This is a genomic window from Arcanobacterium hippocoleae (assembly GCF_031456295.1).
GTDB classification, from domain to species: Bacteria; Actinomycetota; Actinomycetes; order Actinomycetales; family Actinomycetaceae; genus Arcanobacterium_A; species Arcanobacterium_A hippocoleae.
Genome location: NZ_JAVDUJ010000001.1, coordinates 657,266 through 683,364, shown reverse-complemented (window position 1 = coordinate 683,364; position 26,099 = coordinate 657,266). Strand labels below are relative to the sequence as shown.

The following is a 26,099-nucleotide window of genomic DNA, read 5'->3' as shown; positions in this document are numbered from 1 at the left end:
AAAATATTTTCGAGATAGTGAAAAAATAGCTTTCGTTTCGGTGGATCGATATGGGATACTAGTCCCCGGCGCATACTAAATATGTAAATCTCCGCATGCATCACATTTCGTAGAAGATGAGCATCCGGAGATGCGTATCTTCAGAATCATGTGAGAGGTAAATATGATTAAACACGCACGCAAAGTAGGTGTTAGCGTAATTGCTGCTGGCGCACTGCTTTTTTCGAGCGTTGCAGCTACTGGTGCTGCATTTGCGGTAAACCCGGGTATTACAACACAATCATCGGGGGGGGGGTGCCACTGCCCCGGCTTCGGTAATTGATGCTCAGAAGAAGGGTATTATCTTCCTGACCAAGTACGATGATGGTGCTGGTTTTAAGGATCCGACTGGTAAGAAAAGTCAGGATGTTAACGGCGCGAATCCGGTTAAAGGGGCAAAATTCAAGCTCTATAAAGTTTCAAATCTTGCTGAACTTAGAGGCGTTGATTATGTCCAAGGTGATGCTATTGATATCACAAAGAATGAGCAGATTGAAAAATTAGGAAAACTCAAAGCAGAGATAGTAAATGCGAATCGTTCTGCTTTTGGTGTTGGTAACGCAGTAGCAGAAGGAACCACTAATCATGATGGTGAACTTTTCGTTAAAAATACGAAAGGTTTCACGAATCTTAATTTGGGTGTGTACTTGCTCGAAGAGTCCGTTACTCCAGAAGGATTTGTTGGTTCTGCGCCATCTTTGATTTTCTTGCCTACCACTGATCCAGCCGATCGGAACAAGTGGATTATGGATGAAAGCAATACCAACTATGCAGTATATGTTTATCCAAAGAATTCAAAAGAAGACAATGTAAAGACTGTTGTGGATAGCAACAAGCAAGTCGGCGAAAAAATCAGCTATCAGCTCTCCTCATCTATTCCCTCCAGCGTAAAGTCAGTTCCTGAAGCGGAGCAGAAAAAAGGAAACGATGGTACAGAAGCAAAACTTGAATACACGCTTTCTGATTTTGCACTATATGAAAATCTTGATGAAAAGCTTCAGCTAGATGTAAACGATCAAATCACCGTAAAGTATGGCGCTGCTCCTGATCTCAAGCCTTTAAAATTGAATGATGATTACAAGATCACTTTCTATGAAGGAAAAGGTAATAAGCAAAAGCAAACGCAGGGACAAACTGCTGGTCAGAAGTTCGTTATCGTTCTCACTACTGCTGGTTTGAATAAACTTGGTGCAGCTGTGACTGCCAAAGACGCTGCGGATAACCAAAAGGTTGTGGTTGATTTCAAAGCGAAAGTAAATAGCCAAGGTATTATTCCAAATACTTTCTTCACTTTCAAGAACAACGGTGATTCAACACATCATGAGGATCCAAATGATCCAGGTGAAAATCCTCCTCCAGGAAGGGGTAACCGCTCTAATACTGTAGTTTCTGCATGGGGTCAAATCAAAGTTGTAAAGCGTGCAGAAAACGGTAACGGTGAATTGCTTGATGGTGCTGAATTTGCCGTTTACGGTGCTAATGAGAATGGTGAAATCGATTATTCTAAGCGCATTAATCTTGATGGCAATGAAGCTACTAAAAAAGACGTAATTGTAACTGGTTCAAATGCGGTTAGACAAGAAGGTGCACCTGATGCAGTTACAGGCGGTGAAAAAGGTGTAGCAAAGGTTACTGGTCTGCATGTAAATGACTTCGCAGATGACAACACCGCACAACCTACTAATCAATCGCCAAACTACTACCTCGTGGAAACGAAAGCTCCAACAGGCTACGCCTTAATTCATGAACCCATTAAGTTTAATGTAAAACTTGGAAATAAAGTTACTAAGACAACTACTTGGGAAACTGACGCGAATGGCGACATAATCTCAGGTACCGAGAAAAATCTTGTTGTATGGGAACCTGGGGCTGTTGATCCTAAAACAGGGATCGTTGAGTTAGAACTTACTAAGCCAGATACTAATTTTGAGACTGCCGCAGATCTCTCCGGTAAGGTTACTGTAATCAACATTAAGGATACGCCAAACCTCCCATTGACTGGTGGCGCTGGTATTGCAATCTTTGGTGTGCTCGGTGCAGCGATCGTGGCTGGCGGTATCTATGGTGCGAAGCGCAACTCCCGCAAAGAGCAGGAAGCCTAAACGCTAAAGCCCAAACTCAGCATTTTCACAAAACAATAATGCTGAAACGGTAATCGCAAAACTGTGGAAGCTGAGAGCTAAAACAGCCCTCAGCTTCCACAAACCTGCGAAACCAAAACACGTCAATCCGGTTATTCAGGAAATATCCAAACTCCGTAACCCGGAAAATTGCCTCCAAAGATAAATGGCGATAAAACAAAATCCTCGCTGCTGCATCAAAAGAATAAAACAGCAGCTTATAAGGCAAATATTGATCCCCGGCAAATCACAATGCCAAAGATGCGGCATGGAAGCATCCAAAAGATAACAGCAGCGTGCATCACCCAATCCTGCACGCATGACCGAAGAGAAACTTAACTGGTAAGAATCCCACAATGGCAGATATCAGCATTCGCGAGCAGCACCACACTAGCGCCGAAACAGCAGTCCAAAACGGCGAAAGCACAGCAGCAAAGACGCTCAAAAATGCGGAAAAAAACAGCGCAAAGAAGCGCGGAAAGAAAAACAATCTGCTCCCAATGCTTGCCGTAATAATCGGAATGATCGTATTCCTCTATCCCGTATTCGCTACCCAATGGAACAACCATCAACAACAACAAGTAGCATTAGAATACAAAAAATTCATCCAAAAATCAGACCCGGCAAAACTCGAAGCCGCCCTGCAAAAAGCACACGAATACAACCAATACCGGGCGCACGGGCCGATCCTCGATCCGTGGCTCTCACGCATCACAGACGATAACGAAAAATACAAAGAATATCTCTCCCTCCTAAACCTGAGCTCCACAATGGCGCGCATCGTCATCCCAGACATCCACGTTAACCTGCCAATCTTCCACGGCACCCGCCCCAACGCACTCGAAAACGGAGTAGGGCACCTCTTCGGCACCGACCTTCCAGTCGGCGGCACATCCACCCATTCCGTGCTCACCGCACACACCGGGCTACGCACCGCCACCCTCTTCGACAACCTGATCGACCTGAAAAAAGGTCAATCAATCTATATCGAAATATATGGGCAACGATTAAGATACGTCGTGAAAGACACCGAAGTAGTACTTCCCGAAGAAACCGATTCACTACATAAAATCACTGGAAAAGACATCCTCACCCTGGTCACCTGCACACCATACGGGGTAAACTCCCACCGGCTCCTCGTACACGCAGAACGCGCACCACTCGACGAAGAAAACGCGAAAATACTAGATACAGCCAGCGGATTCCACCTCCAATGGTGGATGTGGCTCTTCCTCGGCGGAGCCCTGATCGCGCTGCTCGAAGTGATCAACATCCTGCGGAAAAATCGCAAAAAACAAAAAGAGCGAAATGAACCAGAAGAAACAAAGCCAAACATCACGCAACAACCATTGCCAGGAAAAGAAAGTGCGGGAATCTAAAATGAACACCAGACGCTCACGCAAAAACTCCACTTTCATTGCGGCAGGAATTATCTCCGTCGGGCTGCTCAACCCACTCCAGCTGCCCCAAGCAGCAGCCGAAACGCCGCTGCAAAATACAGCCATCCAAGCAATACAAACAGCAACAGCCACAGGCGATGCGCGGCGACCAAATTTTGAGATCCCCTGCACAGATAGTTCACTACGCCTGCGCCTGCCACAACCAAACCCATTCGATCGCCTACCTGATAGTGCACTAAAAGAACCAACCGGCGCAGGATTTGAAATCACCCTCCGGCAAGTAGCCGGAATTAATCTAAACGATCACACCCAATGGGAAAAAATCCGCGAGCTCACCATCGCACAAGCAAACACACTCGGATTCATCGGCGAACCCCACACTGGTATCACCAACGCGCAGGCACAAGTAGAATTCAAACACCTGCCGATCGGAGTCTACCTCGTAACAGCCAAAGCCCCGATAGTGCCAGGTTATAAAATATCGCAACTAGATCCATTCCTAATCACATTGCCCTTAGCAGTAAATAACACGTGGCAATGCGCGGCAGACCTCACCGCCAAAACACACTACTCAATCCAGCCAGAACCAATCGCACCACCACCTACACCACCCACGCCACCCGCACCACCAAAACCACCCGGAAACCTTTCAAAAACAGGTGCAGCAGTCATGGGGCTAAGTGGCATTAGCGTAATGCTATTTGGCATCGGCGCAATGCTGCTAAAGCGGAGAAAAACGAATACTGATCAGCACACTACCCGTCAAGCCCTGCGCTGATCGCATCCGCAATCTCATCCACCACCTGCTGAAACTGAGCAGACACAGTAGAAATAGTCACTTCTTCACCATGATTAATTCCAAGCGTCATGATCTTCAGCAAAGAATCAGCTGGCTCCCCATTAAGTAACACTGCACCATCAGTAGCTGCTGCCATCTGCGCGATCCGCGCTGCCGGGCGAGCGTGCAGCCCCACAGAATCTGCCACAATAACCGTGCGGGCATATGTTGCCGATTCAGCAGCAGAAGCAGCAACGCCAGCAACCTGAGGTGCATTAAAGGAATCCGCCGCCTGCGCAGCAACCTGCGCACACTCTCGCAGCCCTTTACCAGACTGTGCGGCAACCGCAGCCGCAATCGTGCCCTCCACAAACGGTGCAGCAACAAAAAACGCCGCATCGTCAGCAATAAATTCGAGCACAGATTCAACCGTCATCGTGGCAGAACCAAGATCAGTAAGCACCAAAACTTCCTTGCCAGAATCAAGCTGCGCACTAATTGCTTCCTCAATCAGATCAAATGAGGTGCCGATCGCACCATCATCCCTGCCACCCACGGGAATCACATTCACATCACGCGCCATCTGCGCCGCAAGCTCCGCCAACCCTGCAGCGAGCTGCTTTGAATGAGACACAAGAATCAAAGATACACTCATAGTTCTGCCGCCTTCACTGCTGCAAACAAAATATAAGACGAAGAAGCTGCCCCCGGATCAAGATGCCCCACCGAACGCTCACCAAGATAGGAAGCCCTCCCTTTCGTCGCAAGCATTGGAATCGTTGCTGCCGCCCCAGTTTGCGCAGCTTGCGCAGCAGCTGCAAGCGTATCCTGAGGGGTAGCGCCAGATGCTGCCGCCGCCCGAGCCGCCACAGCGGCAGGTGCCCACACGTCAACCATCGTCTTTTCTCCCGCAACAGCCTTACCCCGATGCTGGATCCCGCCAAGAGCAGCTTCAATCATCGCTGCCACGGCGAATGAGTCAAGGGCTTCCGCTTCTACTTCTTTCGCTGCACGTAGAAAGGCAGTACCCAAAAGCGGACCAGACGCCCCACCCACCGTAGACATCAAAGTCTTCGCAACAAGCTTCAACACATCTGCTGGAGTACGCAAGGCATCGCCCGATGCATCAGCCGTATCCGCAGCAAGCAGCTGATCAATTTTTGCAAGCACCGCCTGAAAACCGCGATCAAGATTTTCGCCATGATCACCATCGCCAATTACTCGATCAAGCTCCACAAGCTCATCACGTTTCGCTGCAATCTCAGTGGCACAGCCTTTCATCCAGGCGATCGCCCAAGCAGTATTCAACTCTCCCATTTTCACATTCCTTTCCGATAAGCTGGGGTGGAAACTGGCGCATCAAAAAGCTCAAGCAGTTCCGCATCAAGGCGCAGAAGCGAGAGCGAAGCACCCTGCATTTCCAAAGCAGTAACATACGGTCCCACCAGTGAGCGCGCAATTTCAACGCCCGCCTCGGAAAGCCGCTGATGCACCCGCCGATACATAATATAAAGTTCGCTTAACGGCGTCCCGCCCATACTGTTTACCAGCACGATCACCTTTTCGCCAGATTTTAATTGCAGATCGTTAAGAATCGGGTCGAGCAACTGGTCAGTGATCTCATCTGCAGAACTCATCGGCACCCGCCTCCGCCCAGGCTCGCTATGAATCCCGATCCCGATCTCGATCTCATCATCTGCCAGTTCAAATGATGGCTTTCCCGCATGTGGCACAGTACAAGCGGTAAGCGCCACGCCCATTGACCGCACATTATCGTTTACCCGCTGCGCGATCGCCGTCACCGCAGCAAGATCATCGCCACGCTCGGCAGCAGCACCAGCGATCTTCTCAACCAGCATCGTGCCTGCCACGCCACGCCGTCCGGCAGTATAAAGTGAATCTTCCACTGCAACATCATCATTGATCACCACGGAAGCTACCGCAATATCTTCCATCTCGGCAAGCTCTGCTGCCGTCTCGAAATTGAGTACATCGCCAGTGTAATTCTTCACCAGATGCAAAACTCCCGCCCCACGATCGACAGCTTTTGTAGCCTCCAGAATTGGATCAGGAGTAGGTGAAGTAAAGACGGCACCCGGAACAGCCGCATCAAGCATGCCATAACCCACAAATCCGCCATGCAATGGCTCATGCCCCGAGCCGCCACCGGAAATAATCGCCACTTTACCAGCAGCTTTCGGCTCTTTGCGGGTAATAAAGGCGGGATCTGGATTTGCGGTGATGTAATCGGAGTAGGCGAGCGCAAACCCTGCTACAGACTCTGCTACCACATTATGTGGGTCATTAATCAGCTTTTTCATGGAGACACTCCTCATCGAGTTATTGCGATTAAATGCTTGCAGCCCTTGAGCTAAAGCTTTCAAGCTGGCGCGTGATGCAAGCCACACGCAACTTAAGTATAGCAAGGCAGGGCGCTACGCACTAGAGGGAAAAGTGGGCTAAGGCGGTAAGGAGCCGATCTCGTTCAGCCTTGCCCACCGATGTGATTACTGCTCTTGCTCTGCGGAAAATTTATCTTCAGAATTTTGTGAAATATTCAAATACAGTGATGCTTCGTGTTCGCGCAGCCAAGCTCGTAAATAAGGGATCGCAAAATCAACCTTTCCGTACGCAACTTGTGCAATAACACCTGCATCAATCAGACGTGCGCGGTACATCCCGGTGTATTGAGTATCTTTGCGCATACGTTTGGCAATATCTGCCATTGATGAGGGTCCATCATCTTGCGACATCGCGAGTAAAAACGTTTTATCCACATCGGAAAGATCATCAAAAGCAGGTGCGTGTACCGTTTGCCCGAGTCGGATTTGCGCCGCTGCAATTCCAGATTTTGCTGTGTTTACATCGATTGGAGCATCATCTGTAGCGCGCCGCCAGACATGATACCCGACCAGCTGAATTAAGAACGGGTAACCAAGCGTGGCTGCGGTAAGTAAATCAAGGGCTGCATCAGTAATCGTTCTGCCGTTTGCTGCAATTACTTCCGCGAAAGCCTCGCGCACTTCAAGAAGATCAATTGCGCCTAATTCAAGCGGAATTGCGCGCCGCAGAAAAGTAATTACCTCATCATGTAGCAGACGTGATGTGGAGCTGGGAAGCCCAGCAAAAGCTACCGCGATATTTTTTTCTTCACGAATCAGATGCTGCACAGCAGTAGCAATTGCTCTCAACTCTGTAGTCGAGGCTGCCTGTACTTCGTCGATTGTGAGAAAAACTCCCGCATCGTGATGCTTTCGATTCACATCTGCAATCCTTTTCGAGAGTGCATCACGCAAGGTAGTAGGAAGCAGCTTAGGCGAAAGCGAAACTTTCCCGAAATCTATTCCTATCGGATCGATATTCACGGTAGGCAATGTGATATCGGTAATTTTTCGCTTTGATTTTTCTTTTCCAACTAATGCTTCAAGGAGGCGTTCTGCAAGCCCCTCTCCAGCAGTTTCGTCAATCACGAACCAGTTTTGCTGCGCTGCAATTTTTCCCAATTCAGTGAGTAAAACCGTCTTTCCGGTGCCTCTGTTTCCGCTGATCCGGATGAGACGCCCAGGGCTGCCAGCGCCATCATTGATGCCATCGGTAAATTCCTCAATTGCATAATCACGACCGATGAGCACCGGTGGCATTTTCCCTGCTGTAGGTTTGAATGGATTTTTCATAATTTGTGCCTTTGCTGATTGTGCTAAGTAAAGAGAGTTGATTAGTTTTATATCTCTTTATATCTCTTTATATCTCTTTATATCTCTTTATATCTCTTTATATCTCTTTATATCTCTTTATATCTCTTTATATCTCTTTTATGGTTTGCTTCACAGCTGCTGATTTCTGCGCGATAGAAGTGCACCCGCTCTTCAAGAAAAACTCCGCCAATTTTGCAAAATGTATTGAAACACGTCAATCAACTATGCTTAAGTACATGAAAGAATACGAAGCTGAAAATATGCACCTTGCTGAAATGAAAACCCACGATGCGGCGCGAAATGAACATCGTGCAGTAGAAAAAGCAAGCACCCAAACAGGTTGCGGTGGCGGCTGTGGCTGCGGCGGGCACGGAAAGAAGCACGGCGTGCGCAGTGAAAACACTCCAGCAGATATTGCTGATGATTTCTCACACGGGCGCCCGCAGCTTGGGCTCCGCGGAAAATAAACACATTAATTCCAGAATTGAACTTTGAAAATTATGCAAATTTGGTATCAAGAATCAGACATCCCAGTTGATTACGAAAATACTGCCATCACAATTGGCATTTTCGACGGAGTACATCTCGGGCACGGGAGAGTGCTCGCACAGACGGTAGCTGTTGCGCGGGAAAAGGGATTAAAAGCGCTTGCGCTGACCTTCCAGCCACATCCGCGTCTCGTGCATCAACCGGATACAGATTTACATTTGATCACTTCGCTCGAAGACCGCTTAGAGCGGCTCGAAGCTGCCGGAATGGATGCAGTTTATGTACAGCATTATGATCTTCCATTCGCAGCCACTGAGCCGCGTGATTTTATTGAAAATCTGCTGGTAAAAACATTACGGGCAAAAGCGATTATCGTGGGGCAGGATACCCGTTTCGGGCGAAACAATTCTGGAGACGGAAAATTATTGCAGGAAATCGGGGCAGACCTCGGTATCGATGTGCACATCATCGCTGATTTTTGTGATGCATCCGGGAGGAGATGGTCTTCAACATGGGTGCGCGATCTGCTTGCCGCCGGTGATGTCGGGGGCGCTGCGAAAGTACTTGGCCGTCCACATCGGATTCGCGGTGTGGTCGAGCATGGGTTCAAGCGCGGGCGTGAATTAGGCTTCCCAACAGCGAATCTTTCCGGCGATAATTTAGGCGAAGTGCCAGCACAAGGAGTATACGCTGGTTGGCTGGTGCAGGAAGTGCCAGGCGCAAAAGCCGTGATAAAATTACCGGCAGCAATTTCGATTGGGATGAATCCGCAGTTTGCTGGTGAACGGGTGACGGTTGAAGCACACGTATTGGGCAGGGCTGATTTGAACTTGTACGGGCAAGAGATCGCGATCGATTTCATTGAATATTTACGGCCAATGCAAAAATTTGCCTCCGTGGCACAGTTGCTGGCGCAAATGGATGAGGATCTGCGCAAGTGCGCGCTCGTGCTTGGCGTGCCAGTATCGTGCCGGGTCAATCCGGCAGATGTGACGGCGAAATAAAATACGCCGAGAAATCAGCGCCAGAGACGTTCCCTTTTTTCTTGAGGGGGAGTTCACCTTTTTCCTGGTGGTTCTGGCTTGCTGTGCCGTGGTAGCATGGTGATGCCGTTTAAGCCGGCCACGGAGCGTCATCGCTTGGGAGAACAAGCCCCAGGCTCCGTGCAATTAGTGAAAAGGAGAATCATATGGCTCTCGCAAAAGAGACAAAAGATGCAATCATCAAAGAATATGCAACCCACGAGGGCGATACTGGTTCGCCTGAAGTACAGGTAGCCTTGCTTTCTGCACGGATCAAGGAACTCACCGAGCACTTCCGGACGCACCATCACGATCACCACTCACGTCGTGGTTTGATGTTGCTCATCGGTAAGCGTCGTCGGCTGCTTGATTACCTCGTGCAAGAAGATATCGAGCGTTACCGTTCCCTGATTTCCCGTCTCGGTTTACGCCGATAACGGAAGCAAGTCGGCCCTGCCTCCAAGGTAAGGGCCGATTTCTCATCTGAGAAAAATTAAGAAAACTCGCAAGAGAAAACGACATAAAGATCCTTACAGGTGATGCATTTACAGCGATTTGTAAGTAGATCTAAGAAAATAGCGGAAGTCCTGGCACGAGACTCGGTCCTCGGTCATGGTGTGCGAAACATTTATTCCAGTCTAGATACGCAAGCAATTAGTTGGCGAAAAGACGGTACTGGTGCAAATAATCAGGTTCGCGCTCGATTATCGATGATCGGTTTTCGGCAGGCAGAAGAGAAAAGAAGGCCCATGGAAGGTCCAGACGTAAAATACAGTGAAGCCATTATTGATAATGGCGAATTTGGTACCCGGAAGATTCGCTTCGAGACTGGCTTGCTTGCACGGCAGGCAGCTGGTTGCGCACTAGCATATCTTGATGACGAAACCGTCGTACTTTCAGCTACGGCAGTATCCTCACAGCCACGAGAAGGTTTTGATTTCTTCCCACTGACGGTTGATGTGGAAGAACGTTCCTACGCAGCAGGGCGCATCCCCGGCTCATTTTTCCGTCGTGAAGGTCGCCCAGGAACCGATGCAATCCTTGCCGCCCGTTTGATCGACCGCCCACTTCGCCCGGCATTCGTCAAAGGTTTACGCAACGAAGTGCAGGTTGTTGCAACGGTGCTCGCAATTCACCCAGACGATGCATACGATGTCGTGGCAATCAACGCTGCATCAATGTCTACCCAGCTTTCTGGATTGCCATTCTCCGGCCCAGTTGGCGGTGTGCGGCTATCCTTGATCGACGGGCAATGGGTCGCATTCCCGCGCTACTCTGAAGAACCACGCGCCACATTCACGATGGTAGTTGCTGGCCGTATCGTTGGCGACGATATCGCGATTATGATGGTGGAAGCTGAAGGCGGCGAGAATCTTGTTGAAAACGTTGCGAAAGGTGGCCTCACGCCAACTGAAGAAGTTGTTGCTGAAGGCCTAGAAGCAGCAAAGAAATTCATTCGCGTATTGTGTGAAGCACAATCTGAGCTTGCCGCGCAAGCAGCTAAACCAGCTGAAGAATACCCACTCTTCCCGCAATATGCAGAGGAAGAATTTGCAGCTGTCGGTGAGCGGATCGGCGATCGCTTCGATGCCCTTTGGGGAATCATTGATAAGCATCAGCGCGATGAAGCTCTCAATGAACTCACAGACACAATCGTTGGCGAATTGATCGCGCAATTCCCAGAGCGGGAACAGCCCTTAGCACTTGCCGTGAACTCACACTGGAAGCAAGCAATGCGCAACCGTGTACTTTCCACCGGTGAACGCATGGACGGCCGCACACCAGTAGAGATCCGCACAATCACAGCAGAATCTGGAATCCTGCCACGTGTACACGGTTCAGCTCTCTTCCAGCGCGGTGAAACCCAGATCATGGGCGTCACCACCCTCAATATGCTGAAGATGGAACAACAGATCGATAATCTTTCACCGATCACCGCAAAGCGCTACATCCATCATTACAACTTCCCACCATACTCAACTGGCGAAACAGGGCGTGTAGGATCACCAAAACGCCGCGAAATCGGGCATGGAATGCTTGCTGAACGCGCACTCGTGCCAGTGCTCCCGGCTCGTGAAGAATTCCCATACGCGATTCGGCAAGTATCGGAAGCACTCGGATCGAATGGTTCTACATCAATGGGCTCCGTCTGCGCATCAACAATTTCCTTGCTGAATGCTGGCGTGCCGCTCAAGGCTCCAGTTGCAGGTATTGCAATGGGTCTTGTTTCTGGCGAAATCGAAGGCGAACAGCGTTACGTTGCGTTAACCGATATCCTCGGTGCAGAAGACGCACTCGGCGATATGGACTTCAAAGTCGCTGGTACCCGTGAATATGTGACGGCACTCCAGCTTGATACGAAGCTTGATGGGATCCCAGCGCAAGTACTCGCCGGAGCGCTCGCACAAGCACGTGAAGCACGTTTCGCGATCCTCGATCTGCTGGAAGAAGCAGTGCCAGAAGTAGAAGAAATGGCAGAAACAGCACCACGGATCATTTCCGTGCAGATCCCAGTAGACAAGATCGGTGAAGTCATTGGACCAAAAGGCAAGATGATCAACCAGATCCAGGAAGATACCGGCGCTGAAATCACAATCGAAGATGACGGCACCGTATTCATTGGCGCAACGAACGGAAGCTCAGCTGAAGCTGCCCGCCAAATGATCAACGGCATCGCAAACCCACAAATGCCAGAAGTTGGCGAACGCTTTGTCGGTACAGTAGTAAAGACCACCACCTTTGGTGCATTTATTTCACTCGCACCAGGGAAAGATGGTTTGCTGCACATTTCACAGATTCGTCGGCTCGTAGGCGGAAAGCGGATCGAATCAGTTGAAGAAGTGATGAATGTGGGCGATAAGGTAGAAGTCGAATTGGCTGAAATCGATCCACGCGGGAAGCTTTCCCTGCACGCTGTATTAAGCGAAGAGCAGCTCGCTGCAGAAGCAACGGCAGAAACAAAAGAAAAAGAACACAAGGGCAAGTTCAATCGCGAACGCTCAGATCGCCGTGAACGCCGCCCGCGCGAACGCCGCCGCACCCGTTCTGCAGAAACACCAGCGGCAAACGAATCAGCAGAATCCGCAGACACCGCTGAGTAATTCTGTTGATCACAAGCAATCAGCGCTCGACGCTGAGATAAATTCGCAGGCAGGCCGTATTTGGTGAGATTTTCCGCCAAGTGCGGCCTGCTCGCTGATCACAATCCGCATCGCGCTACAACCCGCATTATTACGCGAAGATCCAGCCACAATAATCGCCCATCTTTTCAGGAGCTTGCAAAAATGACCTATGAGAAAATTTCGCTTCCCCTTGATACCTTCACCGATATCGAATTCAGTGAAGACGGAATCATCGGACGCCGCTCAATTTTACCGGGCGGAATTCGCGTGCTGACGGAAAAAGTACCCGGGCAGCGTTCAGCTTCCATCTCGTTCTGGATCGGTGCTGGATCACGAGATGAAGCACCAGGGCACGAAGGCTCCACCCACTTCCTTGAACACATGCTGTTCAAAGGCACAAAAACGCGCACTTCAGCCGATATCTCCCGGCTTTCCGATTTTCTTGGCGGTGCGATCAATGCAGCTACTTCCCGGCAATACACCTGCTACTATGGGCGCGTATTTTCAGCTGACATACCGCAATTACTTGCACTATTAGTAGATATGATCACCGATTCCACGCTAGAGATAACACAAATGGAGACGGAACGTTCGGTGATCCTCGAAGAACTTGCCGCCGCTGCGGACGATGTAAACGAATCAGTAGAAACAGCATTGCTGCCACTGGTCATGGGCGAGCATCAGCTGGCACGCCCCGTCGGAGGCACAAAAGAAACCGTCAATGCGCTCACACACGATTCGATGCTCGACCATTACCGCAAAAATTATCACGGAAAAGAACTGATCGTCAGTGCGGCAGGCGATATCGATCATGCTGAACTATGCCGGATACTGCTTGATTTACTTGCTGCACACGGCTGGGATCTAGCAGAAAAAGTAACTCCAAATCCGCGCAGACGAGTTGCAGATATTGTTTATACAAAAGAATCCAGTGAACTGATTTTGCCACATTCGAGCCGGCAAAGTGCCGTCGTGATGGGAATGCCCGGAATCGAGATCGCAAATGCACTCGAACCGGTGATGAGCATGTTCGAGATCATTCTCGGAGGCGGCACATCTTCACGGCTATTCCAAGAAATTCGCGAAAATCACGGGCTCGCATACTCGGTATATTCATGGAATCTGAGCTGGAACGAAGGCGGGATCTTCGCGATGGAAGCAGCTTGCGCTGAAGAAAATACAGAGCAGGTAGCGAAACTGATGCGGAACTGCCTACAACAGATCGCGCAAGACGGAGTGACGCAGGCAGAACTTGATACTGCCGTCAATCAAAAACGTGCGCAGCTAGTATTTGCTGCAGAAACGAACGGTTACCGGAAAAATCGGTTAGGATATGCAGAACTGTTCCGTGGTGAGCTGATGTCGATCACGGAAAATCTACGTCGCTCGCGCGAAGTCACTCCGCAGATGGTTCAGGATTTAGCGCAGCAACTCGCAGCCAGCCCGGCTGCGATCGTGCGTTCGATCCATGCGCCAGCATCAGCCGATGCCGAAGTTTAGAAAGTCGTCCACCAAAGATGCTGGGCGCATCTGCGCCCGTCAATTTCTAATTCACGCTGATACCCCAAGGGAGCAAACCCTGCCTGAGTAAGGCAATGAATCAGCTCCGCAGAATTTGCAAAAAGCCAAAGATACAGCTCAGTGCCAGGTTTTCCGGTGATTTCGCTAATTGCTGCAAGCATCCGTGCTTCATTTCCCTGCCCGAAATAGTGTGAATCGAAATCAAAATTTGTGATTTCAAATGCGCAACGGTTTGCGGGAAGATTTACAGCTGCCGGGTGGTCTACCGGGAAATCAAGTGGAGTAGTGGGAGCGAGTGCAGCCAGGCCGCAAATTTCTCCGTCTGTGATCGCAAGTAGCACACGGTAATCTGAACCCGGCAAATCGGTAAGAGTTTGCGTCCAGGCAGCAATAAAACGCTGTTCACTGAAAAGTTCTTGCGATGCTGGCGAAAGCGGAGCCGTCAAAGCGGCAACAATCGTCTGATGCATCACTTGCGCACTCAATCTGCCAATTTTTACAGCGTCTGCAACAGTTGCCATACGTACAAATGACGGACCTTTTCCCGAATTATCTGGTGCATTTGATCGTGCCAGTTCCATTGCAGATACCGTCCTTATTACAAAATGAATGAAGCGCAGATGACGTGAAAACCGAACGTATCGGCTCGCACCTATCGTAGTGCAAATCAAGCAGTATTGCCCACATTAGCAGTGAATCTTTCACCCGCTGGCGCATTAGCTCATCATCTGGCGCAAAACATGCAAGAATAGAAGGGTGAATGCGAAAAACTTACCTGCTGAACTTGAAAAAGATACTGTCCGCATCGTTCCGCTTGGCGGCATCGGGAACATCGGGCGAAATATGACTACCTTTGAATGCAATGGGCGGATCCTGATCGTTGATTGCGGTGTGCTTTTCCCTGAAGAAAGCCAGCCAGGCGTGGATTTGATCCTGCCAGATTTTACGTATCTGGAAGATCGCCTCGATGATATCGACGGGATCATTCTCACGCATGGTCATGAAGACCATATCGGCGCGGTGCCATACCTGCTGAAACTGCGCAATGATATTCCGCTGATTGGTTCACAGTTTACGATTGCACTGGTAGAAGCAAAACTTGCAGAGCATCGGATCAAACCATATTCACTGGTAGTGAAAGAAGGCGATATCGAGCAGCTGGGTAGCTTTGAATGCGAATTTATCGCCGTGAATCATTCAATCCCGGATGCGCTCGCTGTATTTATGCGTTCTACCGGCGGAAATATTTTGATCACGGGCGATTTTAAGATGGATCAGTTACCGCTTGATGGGCGAATCACTGATTTGCGTGCTTTCGCACGTGCCGGTGAAGAAGGCGTAGACCTCTTCATGGTTGATTCGACGAACGCCGAAGTGCCTGGATTTGTGCATTCGGAAGTTGAAATCGGGCCAGTATTGGAAAATATTTTCAGCCAAGCTCCAGGGCAAATCGTAGTTGCCTCCTTCGCTTCACACGTGCATCGGGTACAGCAGGTGCTTGATGCAGCGCATCAGCATCACCGGAAAGTATGCTTTGTAGGGCGTTCAATGGTGAAGAATATGGGGATTGCAGCTGAGCTGGGGATCCTCACCGTGCCCGAAAATACTTTGGTCGATCTTCGCGAGATCGAAGAGATCCCAGAGAATCAGCGTGTTTTTATGTCTACAGGTTCGCAGGGAGAACCAATGGCAGTACTTTCCCGGATCGCTTCTGGCACACATAAACGGATCAGTGTTGGGCCAGGAGATACGATCGTTTTCGCGTCATCCTTGATTCCCGGAAATGAAAATTCGGTTTTCCGGCTGATCAACGGACTCACCCGCTTGGGGGCAAAAGTAGTGCACCAGAGCAATGCTCGGATTCATGTCTCCGGGCATTGCGCGCAAGGAGAGCTGCTTTACGCATACAATATCGTCGAACCAGTAAACGTGATGCCAATCCACGGTGAACCACGGCATCTGGTGGCAAACGGATCATTAGCAGTGAAAACGGGTGTCCCGGCAGAAAATGTATTGCTTTGTGAAGACGGTACCGTCGTCGATTTGCACGACGGGGTAGCAAAAATCGTGGGTGAAATACCTTGCGGATATGTTTTTGTAGACGGCTCTTCAGTCGGAGAAATCGGCGAAGCTGAACTTACTGATCGCCGCACACTCGGGCAAGAAGGCTTTATCGCACTCTTCGCGGTAGTAGATTCACATCATCGGGAGATCCTTGCCGGCCCGCATATCCAGGCGCGCGGAATGGCTGAAGACGATTCAATTTTTGATGAGATCCTGCCTGATGTGCGTTCCGCATTGCAAAACGCGCTGGAGAAAGGCGCAGGTGATACATACCAGATGCAGCAAGCAATGCGCCGGGTGATTGGCAGGTGGGCGGCGAAGAGTCTGCGCCGGGCACCGATGATTATCCCAACCGTGATTGAAGCCTAATTTTTTGTCTCTGCGGCGTGCCCGTCGTGAGTACGTAAATGAAATACATACTGTGGAAGCAAGTATGCTAGAAAATATCTGTAGATGGGAGTGATTTTGGCTCGGGAAAAATTGAGCTCGAATCAGGATAAACCAGGCGGGCGCAAAAATGCGCACGCGAAACCAGCGTCTGCTAATGCCGCTGCGCGAGCAGCACGAAACCTTGGGCGGGCTGGCAATGCAGCGAATCTGCCTGCGCCGGAAAATGCTGGCCGGCAACATCATGACGGACTCGCAATTATCCTGCTCGCGATCGCAATTATGATCGCGATCGGAGAATGGTTTGGGCTAAAAGCTCCTGCGATAAACGTTTTACACCATATCGTTGCAGGTATTTTCGGTGTTCTTGCGGTCGCACTGCCGATCCTATTCGGAGCGCTTTCGATCAAATTTTTCCTGCGGAAACATCAAGAAACAAGCCGCCGCTGGGCGATTTCACTGATCGTCTTTACTGCTACGCTCACCGGGCTACTGCATATTTTCTTGGGGATGCCAGATCCACGGATCAATTTTGCTGCCATCGAAGCCGCTGGCGGTTTAGTAGGTTGGATCATTGGCGGTTCACTCAGTGCACTTTTTAGCCTCTGGGGTGCAGTTCCGATCCTGATCCTCGCTATTTTATATACCTTCTTATACGCCACAAATCTGCAGGTGCACGAGATCATTCAAGTGATACGCGCGCGGATACAGCGTGATCAACAACCAGTATCCATCGCTGAAACGGATCCTGCTGAAGCTACAATCGTGGCTGATCCTGCCGAAATTCCAGATCGCAATCAGGTCGGTAAAACGAAGCGTTTGACGATGCCGTGGAAGAAAGCAGAAACACGTGCCGCAAGAGCAGCTGACGAAGCCAAGAATCCAGATTCACAACAAACTCAAATACTAGGTGCAGCACAATCAGCTGCGGCAGAAAATACGCAGCTGCAAGCCACGCAGCCGGAAGCTGCTACCAGCAAAATCAGCACCCAAAATCTTCCAGATCCAGACGCTGTCGATTCGTCAGAAACATTCCAGATCCAGACCGCAAATGAAAGTGCACAACTGCAGCGGAAAGCGGCAGCAATTCCACTACGCGCCCCAAAGCCGGGAAACAGCGCTGCCAATACAAGCGGAAAACAACTCGAACTTTCCCCGAACGTAAGCTACACTCTGCCCGCATTGAATATGCTTGAGGCTGGCAAGCCGCATCTTGAGCGCTCGCCCGTAAATGAAAACGTAGTAGCTGCACTGACACGTGTATTTGCTGAATTTAGCGTGGATGCGACCGTCACCGGATTTTCGCGCGGACCAACAGTCACCCAATATGAAGTTGAGCTTGGGCCAGGCGTAAAAGTTGATCGGATCACGCAGCTTTCAAAGAATATTGCTTATTCTGTGGCTTCCGCTGATGTGCGGATCATTTCGCCAATTCCGGGAAAGTCTGCAATTGGGATTGAAATTCCGAATGCAGACCGCGAAGTAGTGATGATCGGTGATGTGCTTCGTTCACCAGCGGCAAAGAAAGAGACGCATCCGTTGATCGCGGGTGTCGGCAAAAATGTGGACGGCAAATATGTGCTTGCCAATCTTGCGAAAATGCCGCACTTACTGGTGGCAGGTGCAACCGGCGCTGGTAAATCTTCGTTCATCAACTCGATGATCACTTCGATCATGATGCGTGCTACCCCAGAACAAGTACGCATGATCCTTGTTGATCCAAAACGTGTGGAATTGACGATTTATGCTGGGATTCCGCACTTGATCACGCCGATCATTACGAATCCGAAGAAAGCTGCCGAGGCACTCGAATGGGTCGTGCGGGAAATGGATCAGCGCTACGATGATCTCGCCGCATATGGGCATAAACACATCGATTCGTTTAATGAAGCTGTGCGCAGCGGCAAATTACAGCCGCCGCCAGGATCTGAACGGAAACTTGCCCCATACCCATATCTGCTTGTGGTAGTTGATGAGCTGGCAGATCTGATGATGGTTGCTCCGCGCGATGTGGAAGCTTCAATTCAGCGAATCACTCAGCTGGCGCGTGCAGCAGGGATCCACCTGGTACTTGCTACACAGCGTCCGTCAGTGGATGTGGTGACGGGTTTGATCAAAGCCAATATTCCGTCACGGTTGGCATTCATGACCTCATCTTTAGCTGATTCGCGGGTGATTCTTGATGCTTCAGGCGCTGAAAAATTGATTGGCAAAGGAGATGCGCTATTCCAACCCTCAGGTGCATCAAAACCAATGCGAGTGCAGGGCGCGTGGGTGAACGAATCCGAGATCGAAGCGATCGTGAAGCACGTGAAAGCACAGATGCAGCCGCGCTATCGGGAAGATGTGATTCCGAAAGCGGAGAAGAAAGCTGTTGCCGATGAGATTGGCGACGATCTTGAAACTTTGCTGCAAGCAGCTGAACTGGTGGTAAATAATCAGTTTGGATCAACTTCGATGCTGCAACGTAAGCTGCGAATCGGCTTTGCAAAGGCCGGACGGATGATGGATCTGCTTGAATCACGCCAGATCGTTGGGCCTTCGGAAGGATCGAAGGCGCGAGAAGTGCTTGTCACTCCAGATCAACTCGATAATGTGTTGGCGTTTATTCGTGGGGAAGACGTGGATTTACATGCTGCGGCTGACGAGCCGGCAGAAACAGCAGGCGATTTTTTGCACGAGCAATCAGTCGATGAGCGTTATGCTGACGCTGACTTTGGGGATGTTAATGTGGCGCGTGAATCCGATCCGGAAAAACGACCTTTTGATGGTGGGGATCAAGGGCTGGGTATTGCAGAAGGCGGGATTACCGCCCCAACCGCTGACGAAGCCGCCGATGACGATACCACGCGCACAGTAATGTACCAAATGGATCCGCGCTATACTGCAGATCCGCTTGCAACGGCAAAAAGCGTGAATCAGCATCAAATCGCGCAAAATTATAATGATGACGACGGCGTTGCAGGGGAATCTGGTGAGGATGCATGGCAGCTCACTGGAAGAAACTAGCTAAAAGCTTGAAATGTGACTTTTGCAGCGGTGAATCTGGGATGCTTTGCGATAGATTTAAGCAAACAGCGCAAGTGCTGATGCAGACTGGAAAATCAAGATAAATGGATGGAGATGGGCAAAATATGAATCAGAATAAACCAAGAGTTCCGTTATGCAACATCGCAAATATCTTGACGATCATCCGGTTAGTGCTTGTGCCGGCCTTCATCGTCTCTTTTCTTGTGGATGATCCGGCGCATCGCTGGTGGGCGGTAGGAATTTTCTTTGTTGCCGCCTCTACCGATAAACTCGACGGCTATTTTGCGCGAGCTTGGAATCTGATTACGGATTTTGGCAAGCTCGCTGATTCAATCGCAGATAAGGCGCTGATAATTTCGGCATTGTTGCTGCTTTCGTGGCATGGCTATTTATGGTGGTGGGTCACGATCGTATTCATTGTGCGTGAGCTGGGAATCACTTTGCTGCGAATGAATCTGCGGAAAGTGAAAGTAATGGCAGCTGGCTGGCATGGGAAAGTGAAAATGGCAGCACAATCACTGGCGATCGGTGGTTTGCTGCTGCCGTGGCACGTATTTTTACCGCAGAGCTTGGCTGTTTTCCTTGTTTACGTCAGCTATTCGTTGATGGGGATCGCACTCTTCTATGCGCTGCTTTCAGCATTTGAATATGTGCGTGATGCGATGCGTTTGCTGAAAAATGCAGCACCGGAAAACCACTGACGAAGGTACTTGGCAGAGCCAATCTGAGGTGCAATCAGAATTGAGGAATTGGAATGTTGTTTGCAGACGAAGAACTAAGCCAACAGGTTGCCTCCGTCATTGCTCAGATCCGGAAGCGTAATGCTACGGTTAGTGTGGCTGAATCGTTGACGGGAGGGCTTTTGGCAGCTGCTTTCGTGGCTGTGCCAGGTGTGTCAGATATTTTCTGCGGAGGCGCAGTAACATATACAAATGAAATGAAAATAAAAGTGCTCGGGGTTGATTCAGAGCTCTTAGCATGTGGCGGTGCGGTTCAAGCAGAGGTTGCAGCGCAAATGGCCAGTGGCATTGCAAAACTTTATGGAACTGAGTTCGCCATCGCTACTACTGGGGTGGCTGGGCCTGGCGCGAGTGCAGGGAAAGCTGCTGGTACCGTCTTTATTGGGGTGAAAACTCCAGATGCAGTGACGGTTTGCGAATATCATTTTTCGGGAGATCGGCAGCAAGTGCGAATGCAGAGTGTTGCAGCGGCAATTTCGCTTATTTTTACTGAAATAGTGTCTAAATAATTTGCTTTAGCTAAATTTGGAGTGAAGTCGGAGGGCATTTTCAGGAAACTTTCAGCTTTTAATGGAAATATATTGGATATCGGAGGCGTTGTAATAAACGTGCAGCAAGATGTGCTTGCTCCTCCTCGAATAAGAAAGAGTGAACTGAATGAATATGAACACCGAACTTCGTCCAGAAACTGTGTTGCTTCGTCGCGAGTTGGGTGATGTGTTGCGTGAGTATCGGCAGCGTCAAGGCCGCACGTTACGCGAAGTTTCCTCAGATGCGCGCGTATCACTCGGATACCTCTCAGAAGTTGAACGTGGTCAGAAGGAAGCATCATCCGAGCTCCTCGATTCGATTTGCCACGCGTTGAATGTTCCGCTTGCACATGTGCTGCGGCTTGTAGCTGATCGGATGGATCGTGCAGAAGGTCGCATGACCCCAATGATGCGGCGGATGGCGCGGGTACAAATCCCAGATGCGATCCCAGATGCGGTAGTTGCTGCTGAGCTCGCAGCAATGAATCGATAATTTAACTGCTTTTATATTTTCAAATTGGGTCTGTCAATAGTTGATTGATAGACCCAATTTGTTTCCCAGCTGAGATAGCTGCATTTTAATCATATTTGGGTGAATCGAATCAGACTGGATGCTGTTATTCAGCTTTCTGAATCGTGGATCCGTATTTGCGTGCATTACAGGCATCCAGATTATAGTGTGAATCGATAACGTTGATCAGGATCAGATTTGAATGAGGGAGAGAGCTCATGACGTACACAGAATTTTGGGATGTGCTCAAACGAGTATTCCCAGACGGACGGGCGCAGTCAGTGGCGAGTGATCTTGTATTGCCGCAGCTTTCTTCACTTACCTGTGCGGAAGCTTTGAAAAACGGATATCAGCCAATTGAGGTTTGGAGGGCACTGATCGTGGAGCTTGATTTGCCTGCAGAATATGAGTACCTACACCGGATCAACCCGCGTGAAATGAAAAATTCAGACAACCGGTAAATCCAGCATGGAAGATGCTAAATTCCTGTATCTTTGAATCAATAGAAAAGATTTGGAATATACGTGTGAAGTATGTCAAAGAGAGGTATGCAATGGGGATCCAGGTTTCAGGAATTATTGATTCAGATAATGATCCAGTAAATTATCCATGGGAAGCCCCAAAGGCTGCAGGAGTTCTTTTAGAGTATAGACCTGAATCTGATGAACTAGATGCGCAACCAAAAGTTTCCTTCATTCCGATGCGTTTGGATCGTAAGCGTAAAGCGTCTGCAGCAACTGTTGAATTGAATTGTGGCGACAATACAGCTCAGATCATGAGTATTGAAAAGGCTGCTGACGAGATGGGGCATGCAAGTATTGGGTCGCGTTTTTTAGTAGTAGCTGTTGGATCAAATGCGAATCTGGAAGTTCTGGGAAATAAGTTTTCAAGACGACTGAATCGAAAAAACTTATTTATTCCATTTGCGCCGGCAGTCGTAACTAATCTAAGCGTAGGATATTTTGCGGATATTTCTGAAAGAGGATACATTGCAGCTACTGCTTTTCATAAACAAGATGCTAAGAGTCTCGTTTGGGTTGCGTGGCTAGATGAAGATGAGTTAGAAGCACTCGACAGTACAGAGCCGGGGTATAGCAGACGTCTAGTCAATGCTTGCGATTATCCATTAGAAATATTGTCTGAAGTTCCTGACGGAAATGGAACAATTCGGGATTTGCCAGAAAACACGAGTTATAGTGATTTAGTGGCGGAAAAGCCGGAAAATTATTTTATTTACGATGCTGATAGCGGTTTTATCGGAAAAGACGTAGATACTCCTCTGCTCAATAAGCAGAGTGATATTTTTGAGTGGCTATCTGGTATTAATTCAGAGCTTGAATTTTTGTTTGCTAAAGATCCGGGAAAAATTATTGATTTTTATTCTAAAGACTCAAGTGAAAACACAGTATGTCAAGTAAAAGACCGCGGTAAAAAGTTTCGTGAGCTGTTGCATAAGTATAACTTAGCACGAGAGACTTCCATCAAAGGAGTGCATCATACGCGAATATCGCATGACTTTGTCTATGGCAGAACATCCGATATGTATGGGAAGGAGTATGTGAGTAATGGAGAAGGTAGGTTTGGAGCTGTAAATGTTACAGAAAATGAATATCGCTGTATCGTCCTCCCTTCGAATAGCAAAAGTGATCGGCGTGGAGAACAAGTAGTATTTGTAAAACCGGAATTGGCAAGAGTTTTAGGTAGTCATGCTCTAATTGTGTTTAGAGCTGGTTACACAGAAACAGGTCGTCATTTTATTGTGAAAATTAGTGCTGATTCGACGATAGAAAACGATGCTATAGCGCATCTGGATCAAAAAGTGCGACATGCGATTGGAGTCCATTCAGGTGAGGCTGTGTCGCTTTTCCCCATTTCATCAAATGGATTTTTGAGTAGTTTTGTAGAAAATTTTAAAAATCTAATGCCAACTAGGTATCTTCCGGTGCGGGTGAGCTATGCTGATTTACTGAATGCTGAGAGTGATGTAGCTCTTGCGGATCCGCGAATTCTCTCGTATTTAGGTTTGGGTAATGGGGATATCCTAGTCTTGGAAGGCGTTGTTGAGGGGCGAATTAGGAGATTAAAACTGCGTATTGCAGAAGCAGACGCTAGATTTCTTGAAGAACGACTGCGATTATCTAAAGGTAGTGTATCTGCACGTTTTTCCTGTCCAGATACAGTTTTACGTGTTTATCCTGATCTTCCTCCGATATTTATTGACGAGCTTACAAGAAATTTGTTAGGAGTCTATGAGTGTCCGTTAATGCCGCTACGAGTGCGACCATCACGTCGTCAGAAGATACTTTTTGAATTACGCGAACTCATGTTGGTTTTGGCGATTTCTTTAATCGGTTTGGTATCTCTATCTGATTCTTTAATTATTAGTACTGCTTCGCTTGGGTTTATTACGGTTGTCGCAATTGTGATTTCTCTTGCACGAGTGCGTTCGCAAATTGGCATTTTGAAAAGACGTAGACCGTAGTTATGCGAATGGTTTCTGATGAGCTTTATAGAGAGTGAATAAAAATATTTTTCCAATTTTAATCGAACGAATGTTCGATGTAGGATGTTCATGTGCAATCAATTTTGGATGCATTTTCCACAACGGGAAAAAGCAAGGAAAATTCGGTGGAGGTCGGCCTTATGGTTGTACAAGATGGCGGCTCGGAGAGGGCAAAGCCATTAAAGACCTGTTCTGTAAGTCTGTGAACAAGCAAAGGAAATCTCATGGCAGTAAGTAAAGATGACAATCGTGCGAAAGCGCTCGAAGTAGCACTTGGGCAAATTGATAAAGCCTTTGGTAAAGGGTCGGCGATGCGTCTTGGCGATAAGCCTCCTGCTTCAGTGAAAGTAATTCCCACTGGCTCGTTATCTTTAGATGTAGCGCTCGGGATTGGTGGTTTGCCACGCGGGCGAATCGTTGAAGTTTATGGCCCGGAATCATCTGGTAAAACCACAGTGGCGCTACACGCAGTAGCAAATGCGCAAAAAGCTGGTGGAATTGCGGCATTTGTGGATGCTGAACATGCGCTTGATCCAGAATATGCACGTAAACTTGGTGTAGATACTGATTCACTGATTGTTTCACAGCCAGATACCGGCGAGCAGGCATTAGAAATTGCAGATATGCTGATTCGTTCCGGGGCGTTGGATATTATCGTCATCGATTCGGTTGCAGCGCTCGTGCCGAAAGCTGAGATCGAAGGCGAAATGGGTGATTCACATGTGGGCTTGCAAGCGCGCTTGATGTCACAAGCCTTGCGGAAACTCACTGGTGCACTTTCCGCTTCCGGTACGACGGCAATTTTTATCAACCAGTTACGGGAAAAAATTGGCGTATTTTACGGTAATCCAGAAACTACTACGGGTGGAAAAGCACTGAAATTTTATGCCTCAGTGCGTCTCGATGTGCGTCGCGGGGAAGCACTAAAAGAAGGTGCAAATCCGGTCGGCAATCGCACAAAAGTAAAGATTGTAAAGAACAAGATGGCTCCACCATTTAAGCAAGCGGAATTCGATATTTTATATGGTGAAGGAATTTCCCGTGAAGGTGGAATTATCGATATGGCGGTTGAAACCGGTATTGCGAAACGCTCGGGTGCCTGGTATACCTACGAAGGCGATCAGCTTGGGCAAGGGAAAGAAAAAGCGCGGCAGTTCTTAAAGGATAATCCAGAGATTTCAGCAGAAATTGAAATCAAAGTAAAACGGAAACTTGGCGTGGCTGGATTCCGGGACGAAGAAGTAATTTCAGAAGCAGAGAGCGTTTAAATCCCATCTGCATTGAGAGCAGTTTCCTTTTTCCTCCCGAGAGGTGATTAGTGAGCTGAATGAAATACGGCTGTTGAATATCGAAATCAAGTGCGGAGCTAAAATCCGATTATTTTAGCTCCGCACTCTGTAACCAGTAAACAAGTGTGTCAGCGATGGTGGAAACCCAGCTAATGCCAGGATCCAGCGCGTCACGCTGTGATGAGGAACCGTTCAATAGTGGTATGAATTGAGAAAACCGGTGAAATTATGGTTAATTACGCAGCAGCGGCAGATTTTAGCGATCACAAAAAGCGGAAAAAATATCGTTCAAGAGAAGAGATCGAAAAAAGGAAAGCTGAACTTAATTCACGCCGCAATGAAGATGATTGGAGGCAAGTAGCACGAGATGTGATTTATCGACAGTTAGCAATGATTGAGCGCAGCGAATATCAGCTATTACAAGCATTACGCAAACGCGATGTACCCGAAGAGATTGCGAAAGAAACAATTCAAAAGTTTGTCGCAGCTGGATTAGTTGATGATTTCCGATTTGCCCAAATCTATGTGCGCTCTCAGATCACAACGAAATGTGTCTCAGCTAAACATCTCAAATTTGAACTGCAAAAGCACGGTGTGAGCAGAGAAAATATTGAATTAGCATTATCGCAGATTGATCCAGCGAAAGAAGATGCAAGTGCAATCGAATTTGCAAAACGGAAAATTGCGGCAATGAAAAATCTTGATCGCGCAGTGATTTACCGCCGTCTCTCCGGGCAATTAGCAAGACGCGGATTCAATCCAAGCCAGGTAAGGCAGGCAATAAATGCTGCATTCATGGATCTCGACGGATCAGCACCAGAAGAATGACGATATTTGCAAACACCCAATAAATCAGTAA

At 48.6% G+C, this 26,099-nt stretch carries 22 protein-coding genes and 1 pseudogene; 18 read left to right on the top strand and 5 right to left on the bottom strand.

Annotation, left to right across the window (positions count from 1 at the left end):
* Window positions 1-308: 308 nt before the first annotated feature.
* The 4 genes and pseudogenes from J2S36_RS02945 to J2S36_RS02930 form a co-directional block, all read left to right on the top strand.
* A pseudogene (locus tag J2S36_RS02945) lies at window positions 309-1,838 on the top strand (SpaH/EbpB family LPXTG-anchored major pilin); the annotation flags it as partial.
* A gap of 195 nt (window positions 1,839-2,033) precedes the next feature.
* Complete coding sequence (locus J2S36_RS02940; RefSeq protein ID WP_309957460.1) at window positions 2,034-2,141, top strand: LPXTG cell wall anchor domain-containing protein; 108 nt, start codon at window positions 2,034-2,036, stop codon at window positions 2,139-2,141.
* A 374-nt stretch (window positions 2,142-2,515) separates the two neighbouring features.
* Window positions 2,516-3,538 carry a class C sortase gene (locus J2S36_RS02935; RefSeq protein WP_309955354.1) on the top strand — a complete coding sequence of 341 codons (1,023 nt, stop codon included), beginning with the start codon at window positions 2,516-2,518 and terminating at the stop codon, window positions 3,536-3,538.
* A 1-nt stretch (window position 3,539) separates the two neighbouring features.
* Window positions 3,540-4,337 carry a hypothetical protein gene (locus tag J2S36_RS02930; RefSeq protein WP_309955351.1) on the top strand — a complete coding sequence of 266 codons (798 nt, stop codon included), beginning with the start codon at window positions 3,540-3,542 and terminating at the stop codon, window positions 4,335-4,337.
* Here the strand turns inward: J2S36_RS02930 and dhaM are convergent.
* The 4 genes from dhaM to J2S36_RS02910 form a co-directional block, all read right to left on the bottom strand.
* Window positions 4,315-4,992, bottom strand: a complete 678-nt coding sequence (gene dhaM, locus J2S36_RS02925) for a dihydroxyacetone kinase phosphoryl donor subunit DhaM (RefSeq protein WP_309955349.1) — start codon at window positions 4,990-4,992, stop codon at window positions 4,315-4,317. The two genes, J2S36_RS02930 and dhaM, sit on opposite strands and share 23 nt — an antisense overlap.
* Entirely contained in the window at window positions 4,989-5,654 is a 666-nt protein-coding gene (dhaL, locus tag J2S36_RS02920; protein ID WP_309955347.1) for a dihydroxyacetone kinase subunit DhaL, read from the bottom strand. Before dhaL ends, dhaM begins: the two co-directional genes overlap by 4 nt.
* 2 nt (window positions 5,655-5,656) lie before the next feature.
* Window positions 5,657-6,658: a dihydroxyacetone kinase subunit DhaK gene (gene dhaK, locus J2S36_RS02915; protein ID WP_309955345.1), complete on the bottom strand. Its 1,002-nt coding sequence runs from the start codon at window positions 6,656-6,658 to the stop codon at window positions 5,657-5,659.
* A gap of 186 nt (window positions 6,659-6,844) precedes the next feature.
* Window positions 6,845-8,011 (bottom strand): ATP-binding protein, encoded by a 1,167-nt coding sequence (locus J2S36_RS02910; RefSeq protein WP_309955343.1) that lies wholly within the window; start codon window positions 8,009-8,011, stop codon window positions 6,845-6,847.
* 257 nt (window positions 8,012-8,268) lie between these two features.
* Here J2S36_RS02910 and J2S36_RS02905 point away from each other — a divergent pair, with 257 nt between their 5' ends.
* From J2S36_RS02905 to J2S36_RS02885, 5 genes are all read left to right on the top strand, one after another.
* Window positions 8,269-8,499, top strand: a complete 231-nt coding sequence (locus tag J2S36_RS02905; RefSeq protein WP_309955341.1) for a hypothetical protein — start codon at window positions 8,269-8,271, stop codon at window positions 8,497-8,499.
* A gap of 33 nt (window positions 8,500-8,532) precedes the next feature.
* Complete coding sequence (locus J2S36_RS02900) at window positions 8,533-9,525, top strand: bifunctional riboflavin kinase/FAD synthetase (protein WP_309957458.1); 993 nt, start codon at window positions 8,533-8,535, stop codon at window positions 9,523-9,525.
* Window positions 9,526-9,710: 185 nt separating this feature from the next.
* Window positions 9,711-9,980 (top strand): 30S ribosomal protein S15, encoded by a 270-nt coding sequence (rpsO, locus tag J2S36_RS02895; RefSeq protein WP_309955339.1) that lies wholly within the window; start codon window positions 9,711-9,713, stop codon window positions 9,978-9,980.
* A 312-nt stretch (window positions 9,981-10,292) separates the two neighbouring features.
* Window positions 10,293-12,644: a polyribonucleotide nucleotidyltransferase gene (locus J2S36_RS02890; protein WP_309955337.1), complete on the top strand. Its 2,352-nt coding sequence runs from the start codon at window positions 10,293-10,295 to the stop codon at window positions 12,642-12,644.
* 183 nt (window positions 12,645-12,827) lie between these two features.
* The gene (locus J2S36_RS02885; protein WP_309955336.1) at window positions 12,828-14,165 is read left to right on the top strand and encodes a M16 family metallopeptidase; all 1,338 of its coding nucleotides are present in this window, start codon (window positions 12,828-12,830) and stop codon (window positions 14,163-14,165) included.
* On the opposite strand, the gene J2S36_RS02880 is transcribed toward J2S36_RS02885, so the two are convergent.
* On the bottom strand, window positions 14,162-14,767 hold the full coding sequence (locus tag J2S36_RS02880; protein WP_309955334.1) for a GNAT family N-acetyltransferase: 606 nt from the start codon (window positions 14,765-14,767) through the stop codon (window positions 14,162-14,164). The two genes, J2S36_RS02885 and J2S36_RS02880, sit on opposite strands and share 4 nt — an antisense overlap.
* A gap of 175 nt (window positions 14,768-14,942) precedes the next feature.
* Here J2S36_RS02880 and J2S36_RS02875 point away from each other — a divergent pair, with 175 nt between their 5' ends.
* From J2S36_RS02875 to J2S36_RS02835, 9 genes are all read left to right on the top strand, one after another.
* Window positions 14,943-16,619, top strand: a complete 1,677-nt coding sequence (locus J2S36_RS02875; protein WP_309955332.1) for a ribonuclease J — start codon at window positions 14,943-14,945, stop codon at window positions 16,617-16,619.
* Window positions 16,620-16,703: 84 nt separating this feature from the next.
* On the top strand, window positions 16,704-19,646 hold the full coding sequence (locus tag J2S36_RS02870; protein ID WP_309955330.1) for a DNA translocase FtsK 4TM domain-containing protein: 2,943 nt from the start codon (window positions 16,704-16,706) through the stop codon (window positions 19,644-19,646).
* 125 nt (window positions 19,647-19,771) lie between these two features.
* Window positions 19,772-20,368, top strand: coding sequence for a CDP-diacylglycerol--glycerol-3-phosphate 3-phosphatidyltransferase (gene pgsA, locus J2S36_RS02865; RefSeq protein WP_309955328.1), 597 nt, complete (start codon window positions 19,772-19,774; stop codon window positions 20,366-20,368).
* Window positions 20,369-20,421: 53 nt separating this feature from the next.
* Window positions 20,422-20,916, top strand: a complete 495-nt coding sequence (locus J2S36_RS02860) for a CinA family protein (RefSeq protein WP_309955327.1) — start codon at window positions 20,422-20,424, stop codon at window positions 20,914-20,916.
* A gap of 148 nt (window positions 20,917-21,064) precedes the next feature.
* A complete protein-coding gene (locus J2S36_RS02855) occupies window positions 21,065-21,430 on the top strand; it encodes a helix-turn-helix domain-containing protein (RefSeq protein WP_309955325.1) in 366 nt (121 codons plus the stop codon).
* A gap of 236 nt (window positions 21,431-21,666) precedes the next feature.
* A complete protein-coding gene (locus J2S36_RS02850) occupies window positions 21,667-21,909 on the top strand; it encodes a DUF3046 domain-containing protein (RefSeq protein ID WP_309955323.1) in 243 nt (80 codons plus the stop codon).
* A 92-nt stretch (window positions 21,910-22,001) separates the two neighbouring features.
* Window positions 22,002-23,930 (top strand): hypothetical protein, encoded by a 1,929-nt coding sequence (locus tag J2S36_RS02845; protein ID WP_309955321.1) that lies wholly within the window; start codon window positions 22,002-22,004, stop codon window positions 23,928-23,930.
* 245 nt (window positions 23,931-24,175) lie between these two features.
* On the top strand, window positions 24,176-25,219 hold the full coding sequence (gene recA / locus J2S36_RS02840; protein WP_309955319.1) for a recombinase RecA: 1,044 nt from the start codon (window positions 24,176-24,178) through the stop codon (window positions 25,217-25,219).
* Between the two features lie 249 nt (window positions 25,220-25,468).
* Window positions 25,469-26,068 carry a regulatory protein RecX gene (locus tag J2S36_RS02835; RefSeq protein WP_309955317.1) on the top strand — a complete coding sequence of 200 codons (600 nt, stop codon included), beginning with the start codon at window positions 25,469-25,471 and terminating at the stop codon, window positions 26,066-26,068.
* Window positions 26,069-26,099: the final 31 nt, after the last annotated feature.